Here is a 21264-nt window from a genome sequence, read left to right on the forward strand (position 1 = left end):
TGAATCAGTGCGTCTTTCTCCTGGTGGGACAGTCCTTCCAGGGGAGGCAACTTCTCGGGCAACGAGGTCATAGCACTACTATTCACGTATGGACTGTGGATTGCAAGGGGGTTGAGTAATTACCTCATGGCTTACACCTGATCAATCGGCGATTTTCGCCTGATTATGCGCCTGATTATAGGGTGGTGACTTGTCAGGAGCCACTGTTCACAAAGTCCTAAGGGACAAAGAAAAAGGCGGGATAAATCCCGCCCTCGAGTAAGGTGGTAAGCCGCGTCGCTCAGATGGCCTGCATGACGTAGTTGTCGGTGGCTGCCTCGAGACCTTTTACATTGGCCAGGTAGACGCCGCGGGTGCCCGAGAGGGCGCCTTCGCCGCGCAGCTCGCCCAGAATCCGGGTGATGGTGACGCGCGAGGAACCGGTCAGCGAGGCGAGGTCCTCATGGGTGAGGGCGAGCGGCAGCTTGATGCCTTGGCCCTCGTCGGCGCCCTGGCCGAAGCGCTGGCTCAGGCGCAAGAAGGCGCGGGTGACGCGGGCGCCGACGGGCAGCTCGGCGTCGTCGATGGCCTCGCGGCTGCGGCGCAGTTGGCGCGCCAGGCCCTGCACGATAAAGTCGCGCAGCTTGCGGTCGCTCAAGGCCTGCTGCGGGTCGATGGGGGTGAGGCAGGCGTCGTGGACGGCGATGACCGTCTCGGCGTGGTTGGCGCCGTCGAGCGCTGCGGTGCCCAGGATGTCGCCGGGGCCGTAGAGGTCGGCGATGCGGTCACGGCCGAGCGAGGTCGGCACGATGGCCTTTAAGACGCCGTAGTTGACGATGTAGAGCGAGCTGGCTTCGCGGCCGGCTTCGTAGAGCACATCGTTGGGCTGCAGGGTGCGGGTGGGGTGGGCGAGCGTGCTGGGCACGACCTCGGGGGGGATGCACGCCTGCGGGCTGGCTTGAGGAATGCTTAGCATGTGAGGCCTCCTTTTTAGGCGGAACATGCTGCGGCGTGGCCGCAACAAGGGGGGTGAAGATGAACAGACTACTTGGTCTGTTACACTAGACTATAGCATAGCCTCGTCTCATAAAATACAAATAATTCCGAGTTCTCCTTAAGGATTTGATTAGGTTGAGAGTTGCGCGCGCTGGAGGGCTTTGCGGGCTTAGGGCCCCTCGTCCTCGAGGCGGTTGAGGGCGATTCTCGAGGGCTGGTGGATGGGGTCGGCCGAGAGCGCGGCGTAATAGTTCGCCCTCGCGTCCTCGCGCTGGCCCAAGGCCTCGTAGGCCTCGCCGAGGAGGTAGAAGGCCTCGACATAGGCCGGATGCGGCACCGCGGCCTCGTCGTTCCGGGGCGCCGCGTTCTCTGCCGCGTTCTCTGCGGTGTCCTCTGCGGTGTCCTCTGCCGCGACGATGACGTCGATGGCGGTCTGCAAGACGTCGATGGCCTCTTCGAAGCGTCCCTGGTAACCGAGCAGGCGGGCGTGGTTCAAGTAGGGCCAGGGCTGATAGCGGCCCCCTTCGCGCGCTTGGGCCTCCGTAAAGGCGCGGATGGCGCTGTCGAAGTCCCCGGCCTGCCAGGCGACGCGGCCCCAGTCCATCGCCAAGGCGTAGGAGGGTGCCGCGCTGAAGAGCCTCTCGAGCCTTTCCTGTGCCGCCTGAGGGCGCCCGCCGTCGGCCTCGAGCAGCGCCTCCAGCCAGCGGTAGCGCGGCTCGCCGCCGTCGCGCGCGATGGCCTCCTCGAGCTGCACCCCGGCCTCCACGAGGTCGCCGACGAGGTAGAGCGCCCGGCTGTAGAGGTAGTAGGCCTCGGCCTCCTCGGGAAAGGCCGTCACCAGGCGCGGTCCCTCGACCTGGACGGCCAGCGCGTAGCGGCCCTCGTCGAGGAGCGCCCGCATCGCCTCAAAGTTCTCCGGCTGCGCGTAGGCCAGCAGACCTGCCATCACCAGCGCCAGCGCCGCGAGACGGCCAGGGCGGCTCATCCTCGGCCTCTCTGGCCTTTTTTCGCGCCACCCCCCAGGGCACCGTCCAGCCAGTCCAGACCGGCCTCGGCGCGGCCCTTGAGAACGGCCAGCTTGTCCAGCTCGAGCGGCCTCGGGTCCAGCACGTCCGCGACGAGCCGCGCGTGATCGAGCGGCAGCGCGTGCGCGGGTCTGCCCGCCTCCTGCAAAAAGGCCGCCACCTTGGGATCATAGACGAGGCCGCTGAACCCCAAGTGAGCCACCGCCGCCAGGATGAGGCCGTGCAGCCTGCCGGAGACGACGTAGCGCGCGCCGGCCACCTGCGCCAGCGCCTCGGCCGGGCTCGCTGCCGCCAGGACCCGCAAGGAGGGGAGTTCTCTTCGCATCGCGTCCACACAGGGCCCGTCCTCAGCCTCGTGGATAGCCAGGGCAGCCACCCTCTGACCACGGCTCACCAGCGCCTGGCCCAGGTAGATGAGGCCCTCGGTGATCTCGGGATACCCCCCCCGCGGCACCAGCAGGAGGGGCGCGTCCGCCTGAGGCTCCCTGGGAGAGGCCTCGAGCAGGAGCGCGGCGTCGGCGGCGAGCGCCGCGTCGATGTCGAGCGCTCTCAAGACCCGCCTCGAGGTCTCGTCGCGCACCGCCACCGGCACGCGCCGCAGCGCCCTCGCCACGGCCACCCTGCCCACGGGGCTCAGCGGACCGACGGACTGCCCGTAGACGACCGCCCGCTTGCCGAGCCTTTGGGCCAGCGAAATGAGGCCCAGGTAGTAGCGCAGGCTGCGCGCGCTCGTCTTGTCCTGGAGAAGGCCGCCGCCGCCCGAGACGAGCGCGTCGTGTCTGAGCAGCGCAAGCAGCACCCCCCTCACCCGGTGAACGGCGGCGACGCCGTGCAGCGCCCACGTCCCCGCCGGATCGGCCGACAAGACCGTGACCTGGTGTCCCCTCGCGCGCAGGCCGTGCAGGAGTCCGCTCAGCAAGGCCTCGTCGCCCAGGTTGCCGAAACCGTAGTAGCCACTCAGCAAGACGCGCGCCAAGCTAAACGCGCTCCAGGCGGCCGTCGTTGGCGCTCCTGAGCCAGCGTTTGCCGCTCGAGGCGGCGACGCGGGCGAGAGGAAGCAGGACCAGGCCGACGGTGAGCCCGATAGTGAGGGCAATCAGCGTGCGCGCCAGCGAGATCAGCAGCGGGGTGTGGTAGTGGCTAAACGAGTTCAGGATGCTCGCCTGGGCGATGACGCCGCCCGTGAGCAGGAGCGCCCGCAGCGGCGCCGGCCAGCCCTCGTTGCCGAGGCCGAGCAGCGCCAGCGGGTGTCCCACCAGTTCCTTGAAGCGCGGCCGCACGAACCACTCCGAGAGCCAGGTCCTCACCATCAGCTCGAGCCCACTCGCGCCGACGATGGGAAAGTTGCCGCGGCGGATCACCACCAAGGCGAGCGCCGCCACACAGCCGAGGACGAGCAGCGCGTCGCCCAGGCGGATGGGATGGCGCCAGAAGTCGGTGAGCCAGTGGACGGGGCGGCGGTAGCGCAAGGCGTAGTGAAAGAGAAAGAGCGCGGGCGGCACCACCAGCGTCGCCGCCACCCCGGCGAAGGGCGTGATTCCCAGCAGCGCCTCCCGGTCGCTGCCGACTGCCGCCAGCAAGACCGCGCCCGAGAGGCTGACCAGGGTGGCGAGCCCCAGCGTGGTCAGCCTCTCGGGCAGCAGGCCGTAACCGATCACGGGAAAGACCAAGGCCGCGACGAGTGCCAGCGCGCTCCAGCTAGGGCCGCCCGCCAGGACGCCCAGGGCCAAGACGCCCGCTGCCACTGCCGGACCCCAGAGGCCGGGGTACATGAGCGCCAGCAGGCCCAGGCCCGCTAAGACGCCGGCGGCGCTGAGGAGGCGCAAGAGCGGCACCGTCCGGTAGTCCAGCACGCCCACCGGACCGATGCCGAAGCCCTCTTGTTGCAGCCCCGCCACCAGCGCCGCGATCAGGACCTCGGTGTTCTCGACCATATCGCCCACGCGCTCCTGGGTGTAGGGGCGCAGGTAGAGCAGGGTGGCGCCGCGCTCGCCGGCGGCGAGCAGGTACTTGCCGGCGACCTCGCGGGGCTTCAAGATGTTCTGCCAGTCCTGGCCGATGCCGAAGAGGCGCGCGGTGGGCACCTCGGCGCTCAGCCGCGACATGCCGTACTGGAGGGTGCCCTCGATCATGCCCGTGAGGTAGCTTCCAGAGGCCGCGGCCGTCTCCGCCAGGGCGCCCGGATGGCCGGCGACCTCGAGGCCCTGGTGGACGAGGTAGCGCGCTTCGGCCGGAAAGTCCGCGCCGGCACCGACCAGGCCGGGAAAGTTTAAGGGGCGGTAGGCGAGATCCCAGCCCGCCTCGTGCCAGCGGGCGATGGCCGCTAGGTCGGGCCCGGCGGGGCGCAGGTCGCTCGCGCCGGAAAACGCGTACCAAGTCCGCCCGTCCAGGGTCAGCCGCTGGGCCGGGGGCGTGTTCTTGGCTAAGGCGAAGGCGAGGGCGCCGGGCTCGAGCTCCGTCACCAGGGTGCTGTTCGGGGGGATGTCCGCGCCCGCGGCCAGCGCCAGCGTCTGCGCCTCGGCGGGCGTCAGCAGGACGACTCTGCCCTTTTGCGCCAGCGTGTCCAGGCTCTCCTCGTAGAGCGCGACGCCGTTTAGGCCGAACGTCCGGTAGCGTTCGCCCAGCTCGAAGGGCGTCAGCCCGTAGTAGAGCGCCTGCTCGAGCAGCGCCTGCTCGTCCATGAGCAGGGTGACGGTGCGCTCGCCGCCTTCGGCCCGCATGCGCGCAAACGCCAGGATGAGGCCGGGGATGAGACTGGCCAGGACGATGAGCCACAAGGCAGTCTTGAGCGTGCGTCTAGTCATCCCCTCAAGAATACAGCAGTCGAGAGCAGGGAGTCAGAGTGTAGGGCCACTAGGCCCCGCTAGTGCTTGGGGTCACTAAGTGCCCTGCGGAGCGGGTAAGACCGGCCTAGTGGGCCTGCAAGTGCGGGTACTACGAGGTTTTCTTCCGACCTTGTCTTTCGCAAGCCTTACCCAGGCCGGCAAGGCGGCGATGAGCAGCCGCTTCTTGCGCTTTGGCAGGATCGGCGCGTTTCGGGGGCTGGGCGAAGAGGTCGTGCGTGGGCTTGACCGTCTGGCGGTAGCCGGCGCTGTCGCTCTCGGCGTCACGGCCGCCAAGGGATGCTCCGGCTCATAGCTGGACTGCCGCCTCAGACGAGGCGCTCGGCGTTGATCGGGCGCTCCCTGTAGGGGTCGGCGTCGGCGAGGAGACGCCGCTGGCCTTCTGCCACGGCCGCGCGGATAAAGCCCACGAAGGGCGGGCTCGGCCGCATCAGCCTCGAGCTGAACTCCGGGTGCGACTGCAGGCCCAAGAAGAAGGGGTGGCCGCTCAGTTCGACCGCCTCGACCAGTCCCTCGCCGCGGCCGTTCGTGCCGGGGGTGATTCCCGAGATGCGCAGGCCCGCGCCCCTCAGCCTCTCGACGTAGCGCGGGTTGACCTCATAGCGGTGGCGGTGGCGCTCGTTGGTGACCCCGCCAAGCTGCGGCGGCAGCTCGTAGACGGCCTCGAGCAAGGTGCCCGGGGCGATCTCCATCGGCCAGTTGCCGAGGCGCATGGTGCCGCCCATGTCGGCGCGCTCCAACTGCTCGGGCATGAGGTCGATGACCGGGTGGGCGGTGTAGGGATCGAACTCGGTCGAGTTGGCGCCGCCCAGTCCGGCCACGTTTCTGGCATACTCGATGACGGCGACCTGCATGCCCAGACAGATGCCCAGGTAGGGAACGCCATGCTCGCGGGCGTAGCGGGCGGCGCGCACCTTGCCCTCGATGCCGCGGATGCCGAAGCCGCCGGGCACCAAGATGCCGTCGAGCCCTCTCAGCGCCCCCAGGTCGTCTTCGCCCGGATTGTCGACGTAGAGGTCCTCGGCGTTCACCCACTTCAGCGTGACGCCGGCGTCGTTGGCGATGCCCGCGTGCTTGAGCGCCTCCATCAGGCTGAGGTAGGCGTCGGGCATGGCCACGTACTTGCCGACGACGCCGATGATCACCTCTTTGGCGGGCTGGCGCAAGGTCTTGACGGCGTCCTGCCAGGCCCTCAGCTCGGGTAGAACCTTTTCCAGGCCCAGCCGCTTCTCGATAAAGCGGCCGATGCCCTGCTGCTCCAGGATTTCCGGCACGGCGTAGACCACGTCGGTGTCGTAGGAGTTGAAGACGTCTTGGGCCTCGACGTTGGTAAAGAGCGCGATCTTGTCGCGAATAGCGTCGGGCACCGGGCTCTTCGAGCGCAAGATGACCCCGTCGGGCTGGATGCCGACGCCGCGCAAGGTCGCCACCGAGTGCTGGGTGGGTTTGGTCTTGAACTCCGAAGAGCTGCCCAGGTAGGGCAGCAGCGTGACGTGCAGGTAGAGGGTGTTATCGCGCCCTTCCCCGAAGCGCATCTGCCGGATGGCTTCCAAAAAGGGCAAGGACTCGATGTCGCCGACCGTGCCGCCCACCTCGACCAAGACGAGTTCCGCCCCGGCCGCCCCGGCCGCCTCGCGCAGCCGGTTCTTGATCTCGTCGGTAAGGTGGGGGATCACCTGCACGGTCTGCGACAGGTACTCACCGCGCCGCTCCTTTTCGATCACCGACAAGTAGACCTGGCCGGTGGTCAGGTTGTTGACCCGGGAGAGGTCGATGTCCAAAAACCGCTCATAGGTGCCGATATCCAAATCGGTCTCGGCGCCGTCACTCGTCACGAAGACCTCGCCGTGCTCGTAGGGTCGCATCGTGCCCGCGTCCACGTTGATGTAGGGGTCTATCTTGACGGCGGTGACCTTGTAGCCCCGCGTCCGGAGCAGGGTGCCGATGCTGGACGTCGCGATGCCCTTGCCGAGGCTGCTCACCACGCCGCCCGTGATAAAGATGTACTTCGGCTTCATACTCGCCTCCGGGACACCATGCTAGCACTCCGGGCCGGTGGGATTTATGAATCCCCGGACTGGGGCGAGGGGTCGAGCTCGAGGGTGTGGGCGATCACGCCGTGCGCCAGTCTGAAGCCGACCTGCTCGATGGCGTGGCAGGCCGGGCGCTCGTCGTCGTGGGCGCGAGCCAGAACCAGCTCGACCTCGTCGTTGGCAAAGGCGCGTTGTAGCCCGTGGCTGAGGAGCGCCCGGCCGAGGCCATGGCCGCGGGCAGCCGGCAAGACGCCGAAGTAGGCAATCTCGGCGACGCCGTCCTCCAAAAACTCGAGCTCCACGTGCCCGATCGCCTTGCCCTCCTGATAGGCGATCATGAGCTGCACTCGGGGGTCCCGGAACCTCGCCTCGAGCTCCTCGTCGGTCCAGCCCAGGCGCGAGGCCCAGGCGTCGTTCGTCTCCCGGTAGAGCTCGCGGTAGAGGGCCGTGTCTACGTCACCGGGCCACTCGAAGCGCGCGTCCGGGCTTTCGGCGACCTTGGGCTCCTCCCCGCGCGCCATCTCGTAGATGTAGGTGGTCCGAAAGGGCGCGAAGCCGACCAGCGCCAGTGCCGCCTGCGCACGCTCGTTGCGGTCTTCGATAAAGGCCTCGAGAAAATCGAGCTCGCGAATCCGCGCCTCGGCGACGACGCGCTCCAAGAGAGGCGTGACAGCTTCGGGCGCGAGCTCGGGCACCATCAGAGGTCCTTCCAAAAAGGTCTCGCCCTCATAGCGGCAGAGGCTCACGTAGGCCAGCACCCGGCCGCCTTCTGCCATGACCAGCGGCAGGATCTCGTTGAAGGGATCGGTCGAGCTGAGCTCGAGCTCGAGCTCCTCCTCGCTGCGCCCCTCGGGCGACATGGCGCGGTGCTCTGGCTCGTCGTCTTGCCGCCTGAGCAACTCCAAGAGGCCGGGGAGGTCATGGTCGGTGAGGGAGCGGACGTTCATCGTTCACCATTCTAACGCATCTCCAGCGCATCGGGGCGAGGCTGCATCGCGCCTTCTGGTACACGCTCGGCTGGGTTGTGCGCTGCTCTGGTCGGAGGACCTGAACGCCGGACAAGACTAGCGGCGTCAGGGTAGCGAACCCCTTTGGGCTCAGTAGGCGCTCGGCGGGTCGTAGCGGCGCTGGATGGTGCGGGCGAGATGGTAGTACTCGAGCAGCCTTAGGGTAGCGGCGCGCCAGCCCCAGGGCTCCATATCGCGGCGGCCCTGCCTCCCGAACGCGTCGCGCAGCGCCCGGTTGAAGAGCAGCGCGCGAAGGTGCTCGCTCAGCTCGCCCAGGTCGCCGGGCGTGAACATGAGGCCGTTGTGGCCGTGGCGAATAACGTCGGGCAGGCCGCCCGCGCGGGCGCCGACGACGGGCACGCCCGAGGCGAACGCCTCCATCGCGCCGAAGCCCAGCGTTTCGGTGTCCGAGGGAAAGGCGAAGACGTCGGCGCTGGCGTAGGCCTGGGCGAGCTCCCGGCCGCTCAGGTAGCCGGTAAAGACGGTGTTGGTGTCCTTGAAGCGCTCTCGCAGGTGCGCCTCGGCCGGACCCGAACCCACCAAGGCCAGACGGACGCCGTCCAGTTGGGTGACGGGGGCGTAGAGCCAGTCGAGGCGCTTTTCATGGCTCAAGCGGCCGATGTAGACGAAGAGCGGCCGCTCGGGATTGCCGCCGCTCAGGCGCGCGCGCATCTCCGCTGACGCCATCGAGGGGTGATAGGTTTCGGTGTCCACGGCCTTGGGCCAGAGTCGCACCCGCTTGATGCCCAGGCCGCGCGCCGAGTTGACCATCGGCTGGCTGGTACAGAGGTTGACGTGGGCCTGGTTGTGCACGTCGCGCAAAAAGCTCCTCGAGATGGGCCTGAGGATGTGCAGGTTGAGGTGGGTGGCGTACTGAGTGATATCGGTGTGGTAGCTCGACAACAGCGGCAGGTTGCGCTGCTTGGTAATCGCCGTGCCCCAGAGCCCCAAGATGACCGGATTGACGATGTGGACGAGATCGGGCTTGAACTTGTCGAGCTCGCGGCCCAATCTAGGCCGGGGCATGCCCAGCATCAGCTCGGGATACCAGGGTTTGAAGGCGATACTGGGCACCGCCACCACCTTGTGGCCGGCGTAGCTCGCGGGAGGCTTGTGCGGCGCGAAGACGAGCGCCTCGTGGCCGAGGTCAGCCAAGTGCTCGAGCGTGCGCGTCAGCCGGGTGACGATGCCGTCTATTTTGGGCAGGAAGGTCTCGGTGAAGTAGGCGATGCGCATTAGGTATCGTCATCGGTCAGCCTGTCGGTAATCTCGTCCATCGTCGCCACTACGTCGTTGGCATCCAATCCAACCTGTACGGTTTGGGCATAGAGTTTACCTTCCAGTGTAGCGTACTCGTCGCTCGCCGGGTCGAGGCTCTTTAGCTTCGACAGCATGTCGAGATACATTTTGGCGTTGCCGGCGAGATGGTCGAGCAGCCACGCTTTGTGGTGCTCGAGGTCGGGGAGGTTGTCTACGGCTTGCTTCATCGTTTGCCTCCAGGAAGTTTGGCGCGCAGCTTATCGAGGGTGTTGAAGTGGTTTCGAACATCCTTTTCCCACTTGGCGATCGCGCGCTGGTCGGGATAGGTCTTCTCGAGCTCCTCCGCAATGAGCTTGAAATGTCTGTCGATGACCTCGAGTTCACCCTGTATTTTTTTGCGTAGACTTTTGTTCTTTCCCATAGGATCGGTTGCAGTGCCCTGGTATTGTCGGGCATTATGTCCAAAGCTATTAAACGACTGTCTCCAGGGACTGCTCGAGCCGCGCCGACGCTTCCCTCTGCTCCCTCGTCCAGAGTGAGGTGGAGGGGATTTTGCTGATGTCGCAGCGGTGGGCGTAGCGCCTCGCTACGTCGGTAACTTCTTGCATCAAGCCTTGGTTTAAGGTGATGGGCTTTAGGCCGAGCTTGAGAAAAAAGTCGTTTCTTACGTGGAGGTCGTTTTCGGCGGCTTCCTTGCGGGGGTTCTCGAGATGGGCCACCTCCACGCCGGTCATCTCCGAGACCATCTTGGCAAGGTCGCGGATGCGGTGCGTCTCGACCATCTGGTTGAAAATCTTGACGCGCTCGTTTTTCTGAGGCGGGTTTTCAAGCGCCAGCTCGATGCAGCGCACCGTGTCCTGGATGTGGATAAAGGCGCGCGTCTGACCGCCGGTGCCGTGGACGGTGAGGGGGTAGCCGATGGCCGCTTGCATGAGAAATCTGTTCAAGACGGTGCCGTAGTCGCCGTCGTAGTCGAAGCGGTTGATGAGGCGCTCGTCGAGCTTGGTCTCGGCGCTGTTGGTGCCCCAGACGATGCCCTGGTGCAAGTCGGTTATGCGCACGCCGTCGTTCTTGTTGTAGTAGGCGAAAAAGAGCTGGTCCTGGGTCTTGGTCATGTGGTAGACGCTGCCGGGATTGGCGGGATAGAGGATCTGCTGATGGGCGCGCTCGCCGCTTTCGGTCATGACCTCGATGTCCAGGTAACCTTCGGGGATCTTCATGCCCGCGCTGCCGTAGCCGTAAACGCCCATCGTGCCCAGGTGGACGAGGTGGATGTCCTGCCCCGACTCGACGATGGCGCAAAGGGTGTTGTGGGTGGCGTTTAGGTTGTTGTCGACGGTATAACGCTTGTGCCTGGGCGACTTCATCGAGTAGGGCGCGGCGCGCTGCTCGGCGAAGTGGACGACGGCGCCCGGCTCCTCCTCCTGGATAAGGTGCAAGAGGCCGTCGTAGTTCTGGGCGACGTCGAGATTGACGAAGCGTATCGCCTTGCCCGAGACCTCCCGCCAGGCCGCCAGCCGCGTGCCCATCGGCGCGATGGGGGTGAGCGACTCGGCCCCCAACTCGTTGTCGATGTTGCGCCTGCTGAGGTTGTCGACGATGACGACCTCATGGCCCAAGTTGGACAGGTGCAGCGAGGTCGGCCAGCCGCAAAAGCCGTCGCCGCCTAAGATCATTACCTTCATATTGCCTCCAGAGGCCTCGAGCCCCGCCATGAGCGTCGCGATGACCGCGACCTCGAGCGCCGTATGGGCCAAGTCTAGCAAACGGTTTCGGGAAGCTCCGTCTCCGCCGGGGTGGCCCCCGGTCGTATCCGCGCGCGGTGGCTACGGTAGGCTGAGCCGTGGCCGTCACCGTCCCCAACCTGCCCCCGGCGCTAGCCGGCGCCGCCTCCTACCACGAGTGGCTAAAGTCGCGCGAGGACTACCGGGGGCAGATCCGCGCCTACGCCTTTCTGCCGGGACGGCCCCAAGGACAGAGGCCGCGCTATGAGGGTGTGTACGCGCCCTACTTGGGGCGCCTTGGCATCGTCCCCTACCGCCACCAGGCCGAGGCGCTCGTCCGAGCCGAGGCGGGCGAAAACCTGGTGGTGGCGACGCCGACGGCCTCGGGCAAGTCGCTCGCCTACCAAATCCCGACCTTGCATACCTTGGACACGGGCGGCACCGTCCTCTACCTCTTCCCGACCAAGGCGCTCGCCCACGACCAGCTCGAGAAGCTCGCCGCGCTGGCCGCTGAGTTTGCGCTGGACGGCCTCGTCGCCTCCTACGACGGCGACACCGCCTCCTCTCGCCGCCGGGGCGTCCGCGCGGGAGCACGCTGCCTTCTCTCCAACCCCGACATGCTCCACTACGGCATCCTGCCGCACCATGCGGCTTGGGCGCGCTTTCTGGGCGTGCTCAGCTTTATCGTCGTGGACGAACTCCACTACTACCGCGGGGTGATGGGTACGCACGCGGCCAATATCTTGCGGCGCCTGTTGCGCCTCGCCCGGCACTACGGCGCCGCGCCGCAGGTCATCGCCGCCAGCGCCACCATCGGCAACCCGGCGGAGCACGCGGCCAACCTGACCGGGCTTCCCTTCGGCGCCGTCACCGAGGACTACGGCCCGCGCGCCGACCGCGAGTTCCTCTTCTGGCGGCCACCCGACCTGCCCGGCGACGGGAAGAGCGTACGGCGGCGCAGCCCCAACACCGAGGCAGCGGACCTAGCGGCGCGCTTCGTCAAGGCCGGACTCAAGAGCATCTTCTTCTGCAACTCGCGCAAGTCCGCCGAACTGCTCAGGCGCTACGCGGCGGGCCAGCTTTCAGAGGACGAGGCGGCGATGCTGTCGAGCTACCGCGCGGGCTACGACGCCGAGGACCGGCGGCGCATCGAGGCGGCCTTCAAGCGCGGCGACATCCGCGTCCTTACCGCCACCAGCGCGCTCGAGCTGGGCGTGGACGTAGGCGGGGTGGACGCGGTGGCGATGGTCGGCTACCCCGGCTCGATGACCGCCTTGTGGCAGCGCGCGGGCCGGGCGGGCCGCGGCGGCCGGCGCGCCCTCACCCTGCTCATCCCCGGCAACGACCCCTTGGACGAGTACTATTTGAACCACCCCGACCTCGTCACCGAGGGCCGGGCCGAGGGCGCCGTCGCCGACCCCTTCAACAGCGAACTCCACCCCCTGCACCTGGCCTGCGCGGCCTATGAAAAGCCACTGGCGTTGGACGAGGACCTGCTCGGCGAGGCCAACCGCGCTCGAGCGGCGAGGGGCGAGGCGGTGCCGCCGCTCACCCGCAGAGGAGAGAGGCTCGCCTACGTCGGCCCCTACCCCCACGCCCGGCTGAGCCTGCGCGGCTTGGGCGGCAGGCGTGTCGTGCTGAGAGACGGCTTCGGCAAGCGCCTGGGCGAGAGCGACCTGGCGGCCGCCCTGCGCGAGCTGCACCCCGGCGCGGTCTTTTTGCACCAGGGCGAGACCTACCTCGTGCGCAACCTGGACCTGGACGCGGGCGTCGCCGTGCTCTTGCCGCACCTGAGCGACTACTACACCCAGGCGCGCTCGGTCACCGACATCGAGATTCTGGAGAGGGAGGCGGTACGTTACGGCGTCCATGTCGGCCGGGTGCGGGTGACGACCGACGTGCTCTCCTATGTGCGCAAGCGCTACTTTAGCGAGGCGGTTTTGGACGAGACGCCGCTCGAGCTGCCCGAGCTGTCCTACCCCACCCAGGCGCTGTGGTTTGCCGTGACCGCGGTGGCGGGGGCGGTGCATCCGAGCCTCCTGCCCGCGGCGATTCACGCGCTCGAGCACACGCTCATCAGCCTCTTACCGGTCTTCGTGCTCTGCGAGCGGGCCGACGTGGGTGGGGTGTCTTATCCCATGTACCCGGCTACGGGCGAGCCGACGGTGTTTATCTACGACGGCTCGCCCGGCGGCGTCGGCTACAGCCGGGCGGGCGCCTCGGCCTTCGGCGACTGGCTTCTAGCGGCTCGAGACCTGTTGCGCGACTGCCCCTGTCAGGACGGCTGCCCCCGCTGCGTCCTCTCGCCCAAGTGCGGCAACGGCAACCAGTATTTGGACAAGGAGGCGGCGCTGATGCTGGCGGAGGCGCTCCTAGCGCGGCTCGAGCAGACTGCGCTCCCAAAGCTTCGGGCCTAGCGATGTTCATGACCGTGCTATCGTATCTGCTATGAAGACGGTATCGCTAACCGTATCGGAGGCGGATTATGAGGCGTTTCGGCGTGCGGCTCGAGATGAAAACAGACCGATAGCCCAGCTCATTCGTGAGGCGATGACGTTCTACCGCCAGGCGAAGTTGGAGGTGAGAACGCCGTTGAGTGACCTGCCCGTCTTGGTCGGCCATCGCGCCGTCACGGCGTTGCCGGAGCGTGCCGAGCTCTACGAGGAAGTATTTGCCGAGCGTGACTGAGCGCAGCTATCTCGGGCTGGATACCAACGTCCTCATCGAGGTTCAAAAAGCTCACCCCTCAGCTTAACCGCTTGTTAGAGTGAGCGCGTGGACGACGCCGAGCACATCCGCCGCCCTTTCGACGCCTACGGCGTGCGCGAGTGGGAGCGGCACGAGGCTAGGCCGCCCGACCGGGTGAGCGGCTGGCTTCACAAGCACTACCTGGCGCGCTTCGTGACGCCCGGCATGCACGTCCTCGAGCCCGGCGTTTTGGACGGCGGCACGCACATCGTCGCCGTGCTCAGGCGGCTCTAGGTGGCGCGCGTCGCGGCTCCGCTAGGCTTGGATGCCAGAAGCGCCCTTTGGGCGGGGGTCAGGGCCACCTCACCCCTGGTGCTCGGCATCATTCCCTTCGGGCTCATTTCCGGGGTGGCGGCCGTGGAGATCGGCCTGAACGCTGTGGAAGCCCTGGGCATGTCGGTCTTGGTCTTCGCGGGCTCGGCGCAACTGGCGGCGGTGCAGCTCCTGGGCGCGGGTGCCTCGGCGGCGGTAATCCTGCTGACCACGCTGGTCATCAACCTCCGCTTCGTGATGTACAGCGCCGCCCTGGCGCCGCACCTCAAGCGGCTCGAGCGGCCCTGGCGCTTCTCTCTGGCCTACCTGTTGACCGACCAGGCTTTTGCCCTGTCGGTGACACGCTTTACCGAAGATACCGGGGTCAGGCGGCGCTGGTTCTATCTTGGCGTATCGCTGCCGCTCTGGTTGGTGTGGCAAGCCGCGACGCTGGCGGGCGTTCTCGTGGGCGCCCAGTTGCCGGCGAGTCTGTCCTTGGGCTTCGCCATTCCCCTCACCTTTCTCGCCCTGACCTTTCCGGCCGTTCAGGACCGGCCCACTGCGGCGGCGGCCGTGAGCGCGGCGGCGGTGGCGGTGGCCGCGGCGAACCTGCCCTACAACCTGGGGCTCATCCTGGCGGCGGTGACGGGTGTGGCAGTCGGCCTCGTCCTCGAGGCGCGGCGGTGAGGTTCTGGCTCATCGTTCTCTTGATGGGCGTGCTCACCTTCTTGCTGCGCCTGTCGTTTTTGGAGCTGTTCGGCAAGGCTAGGGTGCCGGACGGCCTGGCCCGCGCCCTGCGCTTCGTGCCCGCGGCGGTCCTGCCCGCCCTGGTGGCGCCGGCCTTTGTTTACCGGGAGGGCGTGCTCGAGCTGTCGCTCGGCAACGAGCGTCTCCTGGCCGGCCTCATCGCCGCCCTGGTGGCCTGGCGCAGCAAGAGCATGCTCGCCACCATCATCGTGGGTATGCTGGCGCTATGGGCCTTGCAGCGGTTTTAGGAGCACGTTTGGGTTTGGGGCGCGTTTACAGCGGTTGCCGAAATGACTGAGGCTTCAACGAAGGACATCCATTTTTACTCGCTCTGCTCGCCCGCATGATCGAGGAACCTCAATCATGCGGTAAAACGCTCTAGGAGGCCTTGCTGGTTTGCTTTTCGAGCTCTGCGCCGGGCGCCTGGGGCGGGTAGTAGAAGTTGCAGCCGTCGATAAAGTCGGTGAGGATGCTCCTGACCGCCTCGCCGTCGGACTTTAGGGCCGCCTTGGTGAGCTCGGTGATGACCTCGTCTAGAATGGTCTCGTCGAACTCGAGCGGCTTGGAGACGAGGATCTGCTCGTGAGCGGTGGCCTGGTCCTTCTCCTCGGCGGTCATCAGCTCCTCGAAGAGCTTTTCGCCGGGGCGCATGCCGGTGAACTTGATGGGGATGTCCACCTCGGGCTCTAGGCCCGAGAGGCGGATGAGGTCATGCGCGAGGTTTAGGATCTTGACGGGCTCGCCCATCTCGAGGATGTAGACCTCGCCGTTTCGGCCCTGGCCGGCTGCCTGCAAGACGAGCTGGGTCGCCTCGGGGATGGTCATGAAGAAGCGCACCATGTCGGGGTGGGTGACCGTCACCGGGCCGCCGGCGATGATCTGCTTTTTGAAGACGGGAATCACGCTGCCGCGGCTGCCCAAGACGTTGCCGAAGCGCACCGACACGAAGACCTGGTTGCTCCTGGCCTTGTTCGAGGCGCTCTGCACCAGGTACTCCACCACCCGCTTGGACGCGCCCATCACCGAGGTAGGATTGACCGCCTTGTCGGTCGAGATGTTGACGAAGTGCGAAATGCCGTACTGCAGGGCCAGCTTGATCAGGTTCATGGAGCCGATGATGTTGTTGAAGACCGCCTCCTCGGGGTTGCCTTCCATCAGCGGCACGTGCTTGTGGGCGGCGGCGTGGAAGATGACCTCGGGCTGGTAGCGCCTGAACACGTAGTCGAGGCGGATCTTGTTCTGGATGGCGCCGATCACCGAGTGGTAAGGCACCTCCGGCCAGTTGCGGTCTAACTCGCGCTCGAGCTGGTAGATTGAGTTCTCGCCGTGGCCGAAGAGGATCAGGGCGCTCGGGTTGAAGCGGCAGATCTGCCGCACCAGCTCGGAGCCTATCGAGCCGCCCGCACCCGTGATCATCACCGTCTTGCCCTCGATGTAAGACGAGATGGCGGCGGTGTCCAGTTTGATGGGCTGGCGGTGCAGGAGGTCTTCGATCCTGACGTCGCGGATGCGGTTGACGCTCACCTGGCCGCTCAAGACCTCGTAGATGCCGGGAATGGTCCGCGACGGGACCTTGGCGGCCGCGGCCTGCGCCACGATGTTGCGGATCAGCTTGCCCTCGGCCGAGGGCATGGCGATGAGCACCTCGTCGACCTGGAATCTCTTGACCGTCTCCTGGAGGTCGGCAATGGTGCCGACGATGGGGATGGCCGCGATGCGCTGGCCAACCTTGCGGGGGTCGTCGTCCAAAAAGCCCACCGGCTTGAGCCCGGTCTTGGGGTGACGGAGCATCTCGCGGGCGATGAGCGTGCCGGCCTCACCCGCGCCTATGATCAAGACGCGGCTTCTGTCGGTAGTCTTGAGCTCGCGGCTCACGCTGCTCTCGTGCCAGTAGCGGGCGGCCGCCCGGAGGCTCACCAGCAAGAGCAGCGCGATGAGGCCGTCGAGCAGCGGAACCGAGCGGGGCACCCCGAGCGCGGGCCCGACAAAAAAGACCAAGCCGGCGGAGCCGGCGGTGACGGCAGCCACAGCCTGGAGCAGGGCCCTCAAGTCCCGGAAGGCGATCTTGTGCCAGGTCTGCCTGTGAAGGCCGAAGTAGAGGTGAGCAAGGAGCTTGAAACCCGCGAGGGCCGCCGTGATGAGCAGCATGGCCGAGAGGCTCTCCGCCGGGACGGCGCCGTCATGGCGAATCAAGAACGCGAGGGGCGTCGCCAGGGTCCAAGCGGCAATGTCGAGGAAGAATCTCGTCTGTCTCCTCATACGCTTCATGTAGTTATGCTCTTCATAGACGTCCCACCTTCGGTAAGGTTTCGTACCTGGGGCGATTATATACGGGGCTCACAAAAATCCATTCCGAAACCATCACACTACCGAAACCATCACGCTACCGAACGTCACGCTACCAAACCATCACGCTACCGTCACTTTACCGCAGCCTTGCGGGGGCAGCTTAAGCAAACATTAAGCGAATCCTAACTCCAAACCTCGAGTCCCTCTGTAAGAACGCCGAGGCTCGTCGGCGTTTGCCCTTTTGCGAGTATGCGCTCAGCCCACGGCTGGACCCTTGAGTCTGCTGCTGAGCCTGCTGCTCGCCTCGGAAGCGCTGGGCCGGCGGTCATCCATGAAAGCACGAGGCCTACCGCTCGCTCGCCTCGGCCGAACCCTCCCGGCTCTTGGCAAGCGTTTGCGCAAAGTAGGCGATGGTCTTGGTGAGGCCCTCCTCGAGCTTCACCCTGGGTTCCCAGCCGAGCGCCTCCTTGGCGAGGGTGATGTCCGGCCGGCGCTGCCTGGGGTCGTCTTGTGGCAGCGGCAAGAAGATCATTTCAGAGCTCGAGTTCGTGAGTCTGATGACCGCTTCAGCGAGCTCGAGCATGGTGAACTCGCCGGGGTTGCCGGTGTTGACGGGGCCGGTAAAGGCATCGTCCGTGTTCATCAGCCTGACGAGCGCGTCGATGAGGTCGGAGACGTAGCAAAACGAGCGGGTCTGGCTGCCGTCGCCGTAGACGGTGATGGCTTCGCCCCTGAGCGCCTGCACGATGAAGTTGGAGACCACCCGGCCATCGCTGGCCTGCATCCTGGGGCCGTAGGTGTTGAAGATGCGCGCCACCTTGACGCGCAGCTTGTGCTGGCGGTGGTAGTCGAAGAAGAGCGTCTCGGCGCAGCGCTTGCCCTCGTCGTAACCGCTTCTCGGGCCGATGGGGTTGACGTGACCCCAGTAGCTCTCGCTCTGAGGATGGACCGCGGGGTCGCCGTAGACCTCGCTGGTCGAGGCCTGGAGGATCTTGGCGCGCAGCCGCTTGGCCAGCCCCAGCATGTTGATGGCGCCGTGGACGCTCGTCTTGGTGGTCTGCACCGGGTCGTGCTGGTAGTGGATGGGCGAGGCCGGACAGGCCAGGTTATAGATCTCGTCGACCTCGACGTAAAGAGGAAAGGTCACGTCGTGGCGCATCAGCTCGAAGCGGGGATGGTCGAAGAGATGGCGGATATTGTCCTTGCGGCCGGTATAGAAGTTGTCGAGGCATAAGACGTCGTGGCCTTCGTCCAGCAGCCGCTCGCACAAGAACGAGCCCAAGAAGCCCGCGCCGCCGGTTACGAGAATGCGTTTTGTGCTCATATCTGCTCCCAGTTCGATCGTCCCGGTAGTTAGGTCGTCCCAGTGCCGGTTGCCCTCGGCGAGCGCGCCTGGTTGCCGTGCTAGGCATTCGACCATTGGCTGAGGGACGGGTGGTATTCGACAAAGTTACCACATTGCAGGCGTGATTGCAGGCGTGCACGCGCTAGCGGCACCTCGACAGGATCCGCCAAGCCAGCGCCAGCACCGTCGCCAGCCCGCTGCCGAAGAGGGGCGCGAGTGAGCGCCCGCTCGCCCGCGCGTACCTCTCCGCGTTGTCATCCCACCAGGCCCGAGCCAGCGCCCGGATCTGCTCCTCGCCGGCGCTGACGAGCTGGTCGCCGATGCTCACGGCCGTCTCCGCCTCGGAGTGAAGCGCGCTGCCGAAGAGGACGTGCAGCGCGCCGGGAGCCGCCTCCTCGAGCCCCAGTCCGGCGATCTCCTCGAAGGGGCCGACCTGGAGGATCGTCAGGTAACTGTAACTCTCTTCGGGAAAGTTCAGATAAGCCTCCGGGTCCAGGTAACGCGCCAGCACCTGAAGCCGGGTATAGGCCGGGTCGCCGCGGCAACTGGAGTGCGTTTCAAAGGCGAGGTCCAAGCTGCCGAACACCGCCTGCATCTCCGCCAGCAGGCGCGCCTCGAGCCGGCGCTCGAGCACCTCGTCTTGCGCCTCGCCTTCACGCTCGACAGCACTTCTCACGCTGGCCGCGTCGAGGCAGAGCACGCTGCCCTCCAGTTGCGACGCGCGGGGACCGTGGTCGGCCCGCGCTACCGTAAGAAAAGAGATCAGGAGAAAAGAGACCAGGAAAACCAACGTCGCGCGCCACCACACCTTCCGAGTTTATCCTGGCTCCGGCCCAAGCGGTAGAGACGTGACCAAAACCGTGAACCCGGGCCGCCATTTTGGTTATAGTTGGCTTCATGTCTTGCACTACGCCGTATGTCTTGCGCTATGCTGTCAAGACGCCATCATCATGAAGGAGAGTGATCAGCCCGTGCCCCAACAACTCATGCCCACCGTGCAGCGCATCCTCTTGACTTTGGCCGTGCTAGGACTCATCGTCGCGGGCTGTGCGCCCGCGGCGACCGAGGAGCCTGCCGCCCCGCCGCCCGTCGTGACCGAAACCGAGGAGACCTTGCCCGAGGTGCCCGACCTGACGCCTAGAGAGCCCGCGCCAGAAGAGCCTTTAGACGAAGCACCCATCGAAGAAGAACCTGTGGAAGAAGAGCCCGTGGAAGAAGAACCCGTGGAAGAAGAACCTGTTGAAGAAGAGCCTGTTGAAGAAGAGCCTGTTGAAGAAGAGCCCATCGAAGAAGAACCCGTGGAAGAGGGCGTCGTCCCTGCGGATGAGCCTTTTACGCTCGCTGTCAACGCGGGCGGCCCGGAGGTCGTGGCCGGCGGGGTGACCTGGACGGCGGACCAGTTTTTCGAGGGCGGCAGGACGACTTCGAACGAGGTCGTGACCGAGATCGAGGGAACGGACAACGACGAGATCTACTTGAATGCCCGGGTTGCCGACGCCAATTTGGACGGCTTCAGTTACAGCATTCCGGTGCCTACAGCGGGCGTCTACGAAGTGCGGCTGCACTTTGCCGAGCTGTACTTCGGCGCACCCGGGGGCGGCTCGGGTGGTGGCGAGGGTGACCGCGTCTTCAACGTCAGCTTCGAGGGGGGCGCGGTCGAGCTGACCGGCATCGACCTCGTTGCCGAGACCGGTGCCATGAACGCCGTCGTCAAGGCCTTCGAGGTGCCGGTCGAAGACGGTGTCCTCGACATCACCTTCACGGCGAGCGTCAACCGGCCCCTGGTCTCGGCCCTCGAGGTGCTGGGGCCCACTGACATGGGTACCGGCAACTAGACTTTTTCGTTATCACGGTTGTCAAATCACGGTTGTCAACGAGATGGGCGGCTTTTACGGCCGCCCATCTCGTTGGTCCTGCCCCGTTGCCTGGAGCCAGCCTTTAGAGCTGCGGCTCGAGGTCGAAGACCGCCAGTTCCGCCGGGCAGTTGAAGCGGACCGGCAAGACGCTGACCCCCAGGCCGCGCGAGATATAGGTGGGGTTCGGGGTCTCGAACCAACCGTCGACGAAACGCCAGCCGTAGCCCTCCGGGAGGAGCAGCGGCCCAAGGACGGGAAGTTTGACCTGGCCGCCGTGGGTGTGGCCGCACAGGGTCAGGTCTGCCGCTACCGAAACGTCGTACTCGAAAAAGACGATGGGGTTATGAAGGAGCATCAGGCAGGCGCGGTCGCTGGGCCGGTCTCTAAGAACTTGCCTGATACGCTTCCTGGCGTCGTCGATGCCCGCCAGATAGAGGTCGTCGCGCACTTCAGCGCCTTCGTTGACGAGCACCCTCACACCCGCTTGCCGCACCCGCGTTTCGAGGATTTCTAGGTTCGTACCGGGGAAGCGGCCGTAGTCGTGGTTGCCCCAGACGCCCCACACCCCTAGCGGTGCGTGGAGCTCAGCGAGGGCGCGCCCCAGAGGCGCCAGACCGTCCTCGAGGGCGGTATCGACGAAGTCGCCGGTGATGACGATGAGGTCGGGCGACTCGGCCATGGTGGCCGCCACCCAGGCCTCGAGCGAGCCCTCTTTGATGAAGGGCCCGTAGTGAAGGTCGCTGAGCTGAACCACCCGGAGCGGCCGCTTGAGCCCCGGCATGGCGAGGCGGTGACGGCTGATCTCGAAGTGGTAGGTATTGAGGACCGTAGCGCCGCCGACCAGGCCGGCGGCGCCGAGCGCCGCGCCGCCGAGAAACCGTCGCCGCGACAGCCTCGAGTTGTGCCTACTATCCTTCACGGCGCAAGTCTACAACGCCTTTTCGCTTTGGAACGTCGGCGGCCCTGCGCTCTCACCGGCTTTGCGCCAGGGCGGGCTGCCGCTCTGGCAACGCGGCCCGCGACCTCCGCTTAGCTCGAGGGAGGCGCGGCGCGTTCCCGGCGCCTTTTACCGTCCCCATTACCGTCCCTTATTACCGCCTCTCTGCGCCTCCAGGATTGGTTCGGGTGGCCGGCGTGAGAGCTGTCACGCCCCATCCGAA

Annotated in this window: 20 protein-coding genes and 2 pseudogenes; 6 read left to right on the forward strand and 16 right to left on the reverse strand. The window is 66.1% G+C overall.

Features of this window, described 5'->3' with window-relative positions:
- Positions 1–280: 280 nt before the first annotated feature.
- The 12 genes and pseudogenes from M3498_07640 to M3498_07695 form a co-directional block, all read right to left on the reverse strand.
- Complete coding sequence (locus M3498_07640) at positions 281–955, reverse strand: Crp/Fnr family transcriptional regulator (protein ID MDQ3459155.1); 675 nt, start codon at positions 953–955, stop codon at positions 281–283.
- 189 nt (positions 956–1144) lie between these two features.
- Positions 1145–1312, reverse strand: a complete 168-nt coding sequence (locus M3498_07645; protein ID MDQ3459156.1) for a tetratricopeptide repeat protein — start codon at positions 1310–1312, stop codon at positions 1145–1147.
- 220 nt (positions 1313–1532) lie between these two features.
- Positions 1533–1559, reverse strand: a pseudogene (locus M3498_07650) (hypothetical protein).
- A gap of 200 nt (positions 1560–1759) precedes the next feature.
- A pseudogene (locus M3498_07655) lies at positions 1760–1876 on the reverse strand (hypothetical protein).
- An 80-nt stretch (positions 1877–1956) separates the two neighbouring features.
- Complete coding sequence (gene csaB / locus M3498_07660) at positions 1957–2976, reverse strand: polysaccharide pyruvyl transferase CsaB (protein MDQ3459157.1); 1020 nt, start codon at positions 2974–2976, stop codon at positions 1957–1959.
- Position 2977: 1 nt separating this feature from the next.
- Positions 2978–4804 carry a DUF5693 family protein gene (locus M3498_07665; GenBank protein ID MDQ3459158.1) on the reverse strand — a complete coding sequence of 609 codons (1827 nt, stop codon included), beginning with the start codon at positions 4802–4804 and terminating at the stop codon, positions 2978–2980.
- 347 nt (positions 4805–5151) lie between these two features.
- Positions 5152–6861, reverse strand: a complete 1710-nt coding sequence (locus M3498_07670; GenBank protein MDQ3459159.1) for a CTP synthase — start codon at positions 6859–6861, stop codon at positions 5152–5154.
- A gap of 44 nt (positions 6862–6905) precedes the next feature.
- Positions 6906–7823, reverse strand: a complete 918-nt coding sequence (locus M3498_07675) for a GNAT family N-acetyltransferase (protein ID MDQ3459160.1) — start codon at positions 7821–7823, stop codon at positions 6906–6908.
- 150 nt (positions 7824–7973) lie between these two features.
- Complete coding sequence (locus M3498_07680; protein ID MDQ3459161.1) at positions 7974–9119, reverse strand: glycosyltransferase; 1146 nt, start codon at positions 9117–9119, stop codon at positions 7974–7976.
- Positions 9119–9370, reverse strand: a complete 252-nt coding sequence (locus M3498_07685; protein MDQ3459162.1) for a hypothetical protein — start codon at positions 9368–9370, stop codon at positions 9119–9121. The genes M3498_07680 and M3498_07685 overlap by 1 nt, the downstream gene beginning before the upstream one ends.
- Positions 9367–9564, reverse strand: a complete 198-nt coding sequence (locus M3498_07690; protein ID MDQ3459163.1) for a hypothetical protein — start codon at positions 9562–9564, stop codon at positions 9367–9369. The genes M3498_07685 and M3498_07690 overlap by 4 nt, the downstream gene beginning before the upstream one ends.
- Positions 9565–9613: 49 nt before the next feature.
- Positions 9614–10828: an NAD-dependent epimerase/dehydratase family protein gene (locus M3498_07695; protein ID MDQ3459164.1), complete on the reverse strand. Its 1215-nt coding sequence runs from the start codon at positions 10826–10828 to the stop codon at positions 9614–9616.
- A 158-nt stretch (positions 10829–10986) separates the two neighbouring features.
- Here M3498_07695 and M3498_07700 point away from each other — a divergent pair, with 158 nt between their 5' ends.
- The 5 genes from M3498_07700 to M3498_07720 all read left to right on the forward strand — a co-directional run bounded on the left by M3498_07700 (position 10987) and on the right by M3498_07720 (position 14862).
- A complete protein-coding gene (locus M3498_07700; GenBank protein MDQ3459165.1) occupies positions 10987–13284 on the forward strand; it encodes a DEAD/DEAH box helicase in 2298 nt (765 codons plus the stop codon).
- Between the two features lie 31 nt (positions 13285–13315).
- Entirely contained in the window at positions 13316–13555 is a 240-nt protein-coding gene (locus M3498_07705) for a ribbon-helix-helix protein, CopG family (protein ID MDQ3459166.1), read from the forward strand.
- A gap of 87 nt (positions 13556–13642) precedes the next feature.
- Complete coding sequence (locus M3498_07710; protein ID MDQ3459167.1) at positions 13643–13849, forward strand: hypothetical protein; 207 nt, start codon at positions 13643–13645, stop codon at positions 13847–13849.
- Positions 13850–14554 (forward strand): AzlC family ABC transporter permease, encoded by a 705-nt coding sequence (locus M3498_07715; GenBank protein MDQ3459168.1) that lies wholly within the window; start codon positions 13850–13852, stop codon positions 14552–14554.
- A 23-nt stretch (positions 14555–14577) separates the two neighbouring features.
- Positions 14578–14862, forward strand: coding sequence for an AzlD domain-containing protein (locus M3498_07720; protein ID MDQ3459169.1), 285 nt, complete (start codon positions 14578–14580; stop codon positions 14860–14862).
- Positions 14863–14992: 130 nt separating this feature from the next.
- On the opposite strand, the gene M3498_07725 is transcribed toward M3498_07720, so the two are convergent.
- The 3 genes from M3498_07725 to M3498_07735 form a co-directional block, all read right to left on the reverse strand.
- Positions 14993–16882 (reverse strand): polysaccharide biosynthesis protein, encoded by a 1890-nt coding sequence (locus tag M3498_07725; protein MDQ3459170.1) that lies wholly within the window; start codon positions 16880–16882, stop codon positions 14993–14995.
- 367 nt (positions 16883–17249) lie between these two features.
- Positions 17250–18227, reverse strand: coding sequence for an SDR family oxidoreductase (locus M3498_07730; GenBank protein ID MDQ3459171.1), 978 nt, complete (start codon positions 18225–18227; stop codon positions 17250–17252).
- 163 nt (positions 18228–18390) lie between these two features.
- A complete protein-coding gene (locus tag M3498_07735; GenBank protein MDQ3459172.1) occupies positions 18391–18948 on the reverse strand; it encodes a hypothetical protein in 558 nt (185 codons plus the stop codon).
- A 271-nt stretch (positions 18949–19219) separates the two neighbouring features.
- On the opposite strand from M3498_07735, the gene M3498_07740 reads away from it, so the two are divergent.
- Positions 19220–20083 carry a malectin gene (locus M3498_07740; protein MDQ3459173.1) on the forward strand — a complete coding sequence of 288 codons (864 nt, stop codon included), beginning with the start codon at positions 19220–19222 and terminating at the stop codon, positions 20081–20083.
- Positions 20084–20186: 103 nt separating this feature from the next.
- Here M3498_07740 and M3498_07745 read toward each other — a convergent pair whose 3' ends face one another.
- On the reverse strand, positions 20187–21023 hold the full coding sequence (locus tag M3498_07745; GenBank protein ID MDQ3459174.1) for a metallophosphoesterase: 837 nt from the start codon (positions 21021–21023) through the stop codon (positions 20187–20189).
- Between the last annotated feature and the right edge of the window lie 241 nt (positions 21024–21264).

The organism is Deinococcota bacterium (assembly GCA_030858465.1).
GTDB lineage: Bacteria > Deinococcota > Deinococci > Deinococcales > Trueperaceae > JALZLY01.

Bases quoted from the DNA above. Each gene is read 5' to 3' on its own strand.
- M3498_07690 (MDQ3459163.1), bottom strand. From the start codon at position 9,564: ATGGGAAAGAACAAAAGTCTACGCAAAAAAATACAGGGTGAACTCGAG.
- M3498_07705 (MDQ3459166.1), top strand. From the start codon at position 13,316: ATGAAGACGGTATCGCTAACCGTATCGGAGGCGGATTATGAGGCGTTT.
- M3498_07675 (MDQ3459160.1), bottom strand. From the start codon at position 7,823: ATGAACGTCCGCTCCCTCACCGACCATGACCTCCCCGGCCTCTTGGAG.
- M3498_07720 (MDQ3459169.1), top strand. From the start codon at position 14,578: ATGGGCGTGCTCACCTTCTTGCTGCGCCTGTCGTTTTTGGAGCTGTTC.
- M3498_07680 (MDQ3459161.1), bottom strand. From the start codon at position 9,119: ATGCGCATCGCCTACTTCACCGAGACCTTCCTGCCCAAAATAGACGGC.
- M3498_07665 (MDQ3459158.1), bottom strand. From the start codon at position 4,804: ATGACTAGACGCACGCTCAAGACTGCCTTGTGGCTCATCGTCCTGGCC.
- M3498_07695 (MDQ3459164.1), bottom strand. From the start codon at position 10,828: ATGAAGGTAATGATCTTAGGCGGCGACGGCTTTTGCGGCTGGCCGACC.
- M3498_07640 (MDQ3459155.1), bottom strand. From the start codon at position 955: ATGCTAAGCATTCCTCAAGCCAGCCCGCAGGCGTGCATCCCCCCCGAG.
- M3498_07730 (MDQ3459171.1), bottom strand. From the start codon at position 18,227: ATGAGCACAAAACGCATTCTCGTAACCGGCGGCGCGGGCTTCTTGGGC.
- M3498_07670 (MDQ3459159.1), bottom strand. From the start codon at position 6,861: ATGAAGCCGAAGTACATCTTTATCACGGGCGGCGTGGTGAGCAGCCTC.
- M3498_07685 (MDQ3459162.1), bottom strand. From the start codon at position 9,370: ATGAAGCAAGCCGTAGACAACCTCCCCGACCTCGAGCACCACAAAGCG.
- M3498_07725 (MDQ3459170.1), bottom strand. From the start codon at position 16,882: ATGAAGCGTATGAGGAGACAGACGAGATTCTTCCTCGACATTGCCGCT.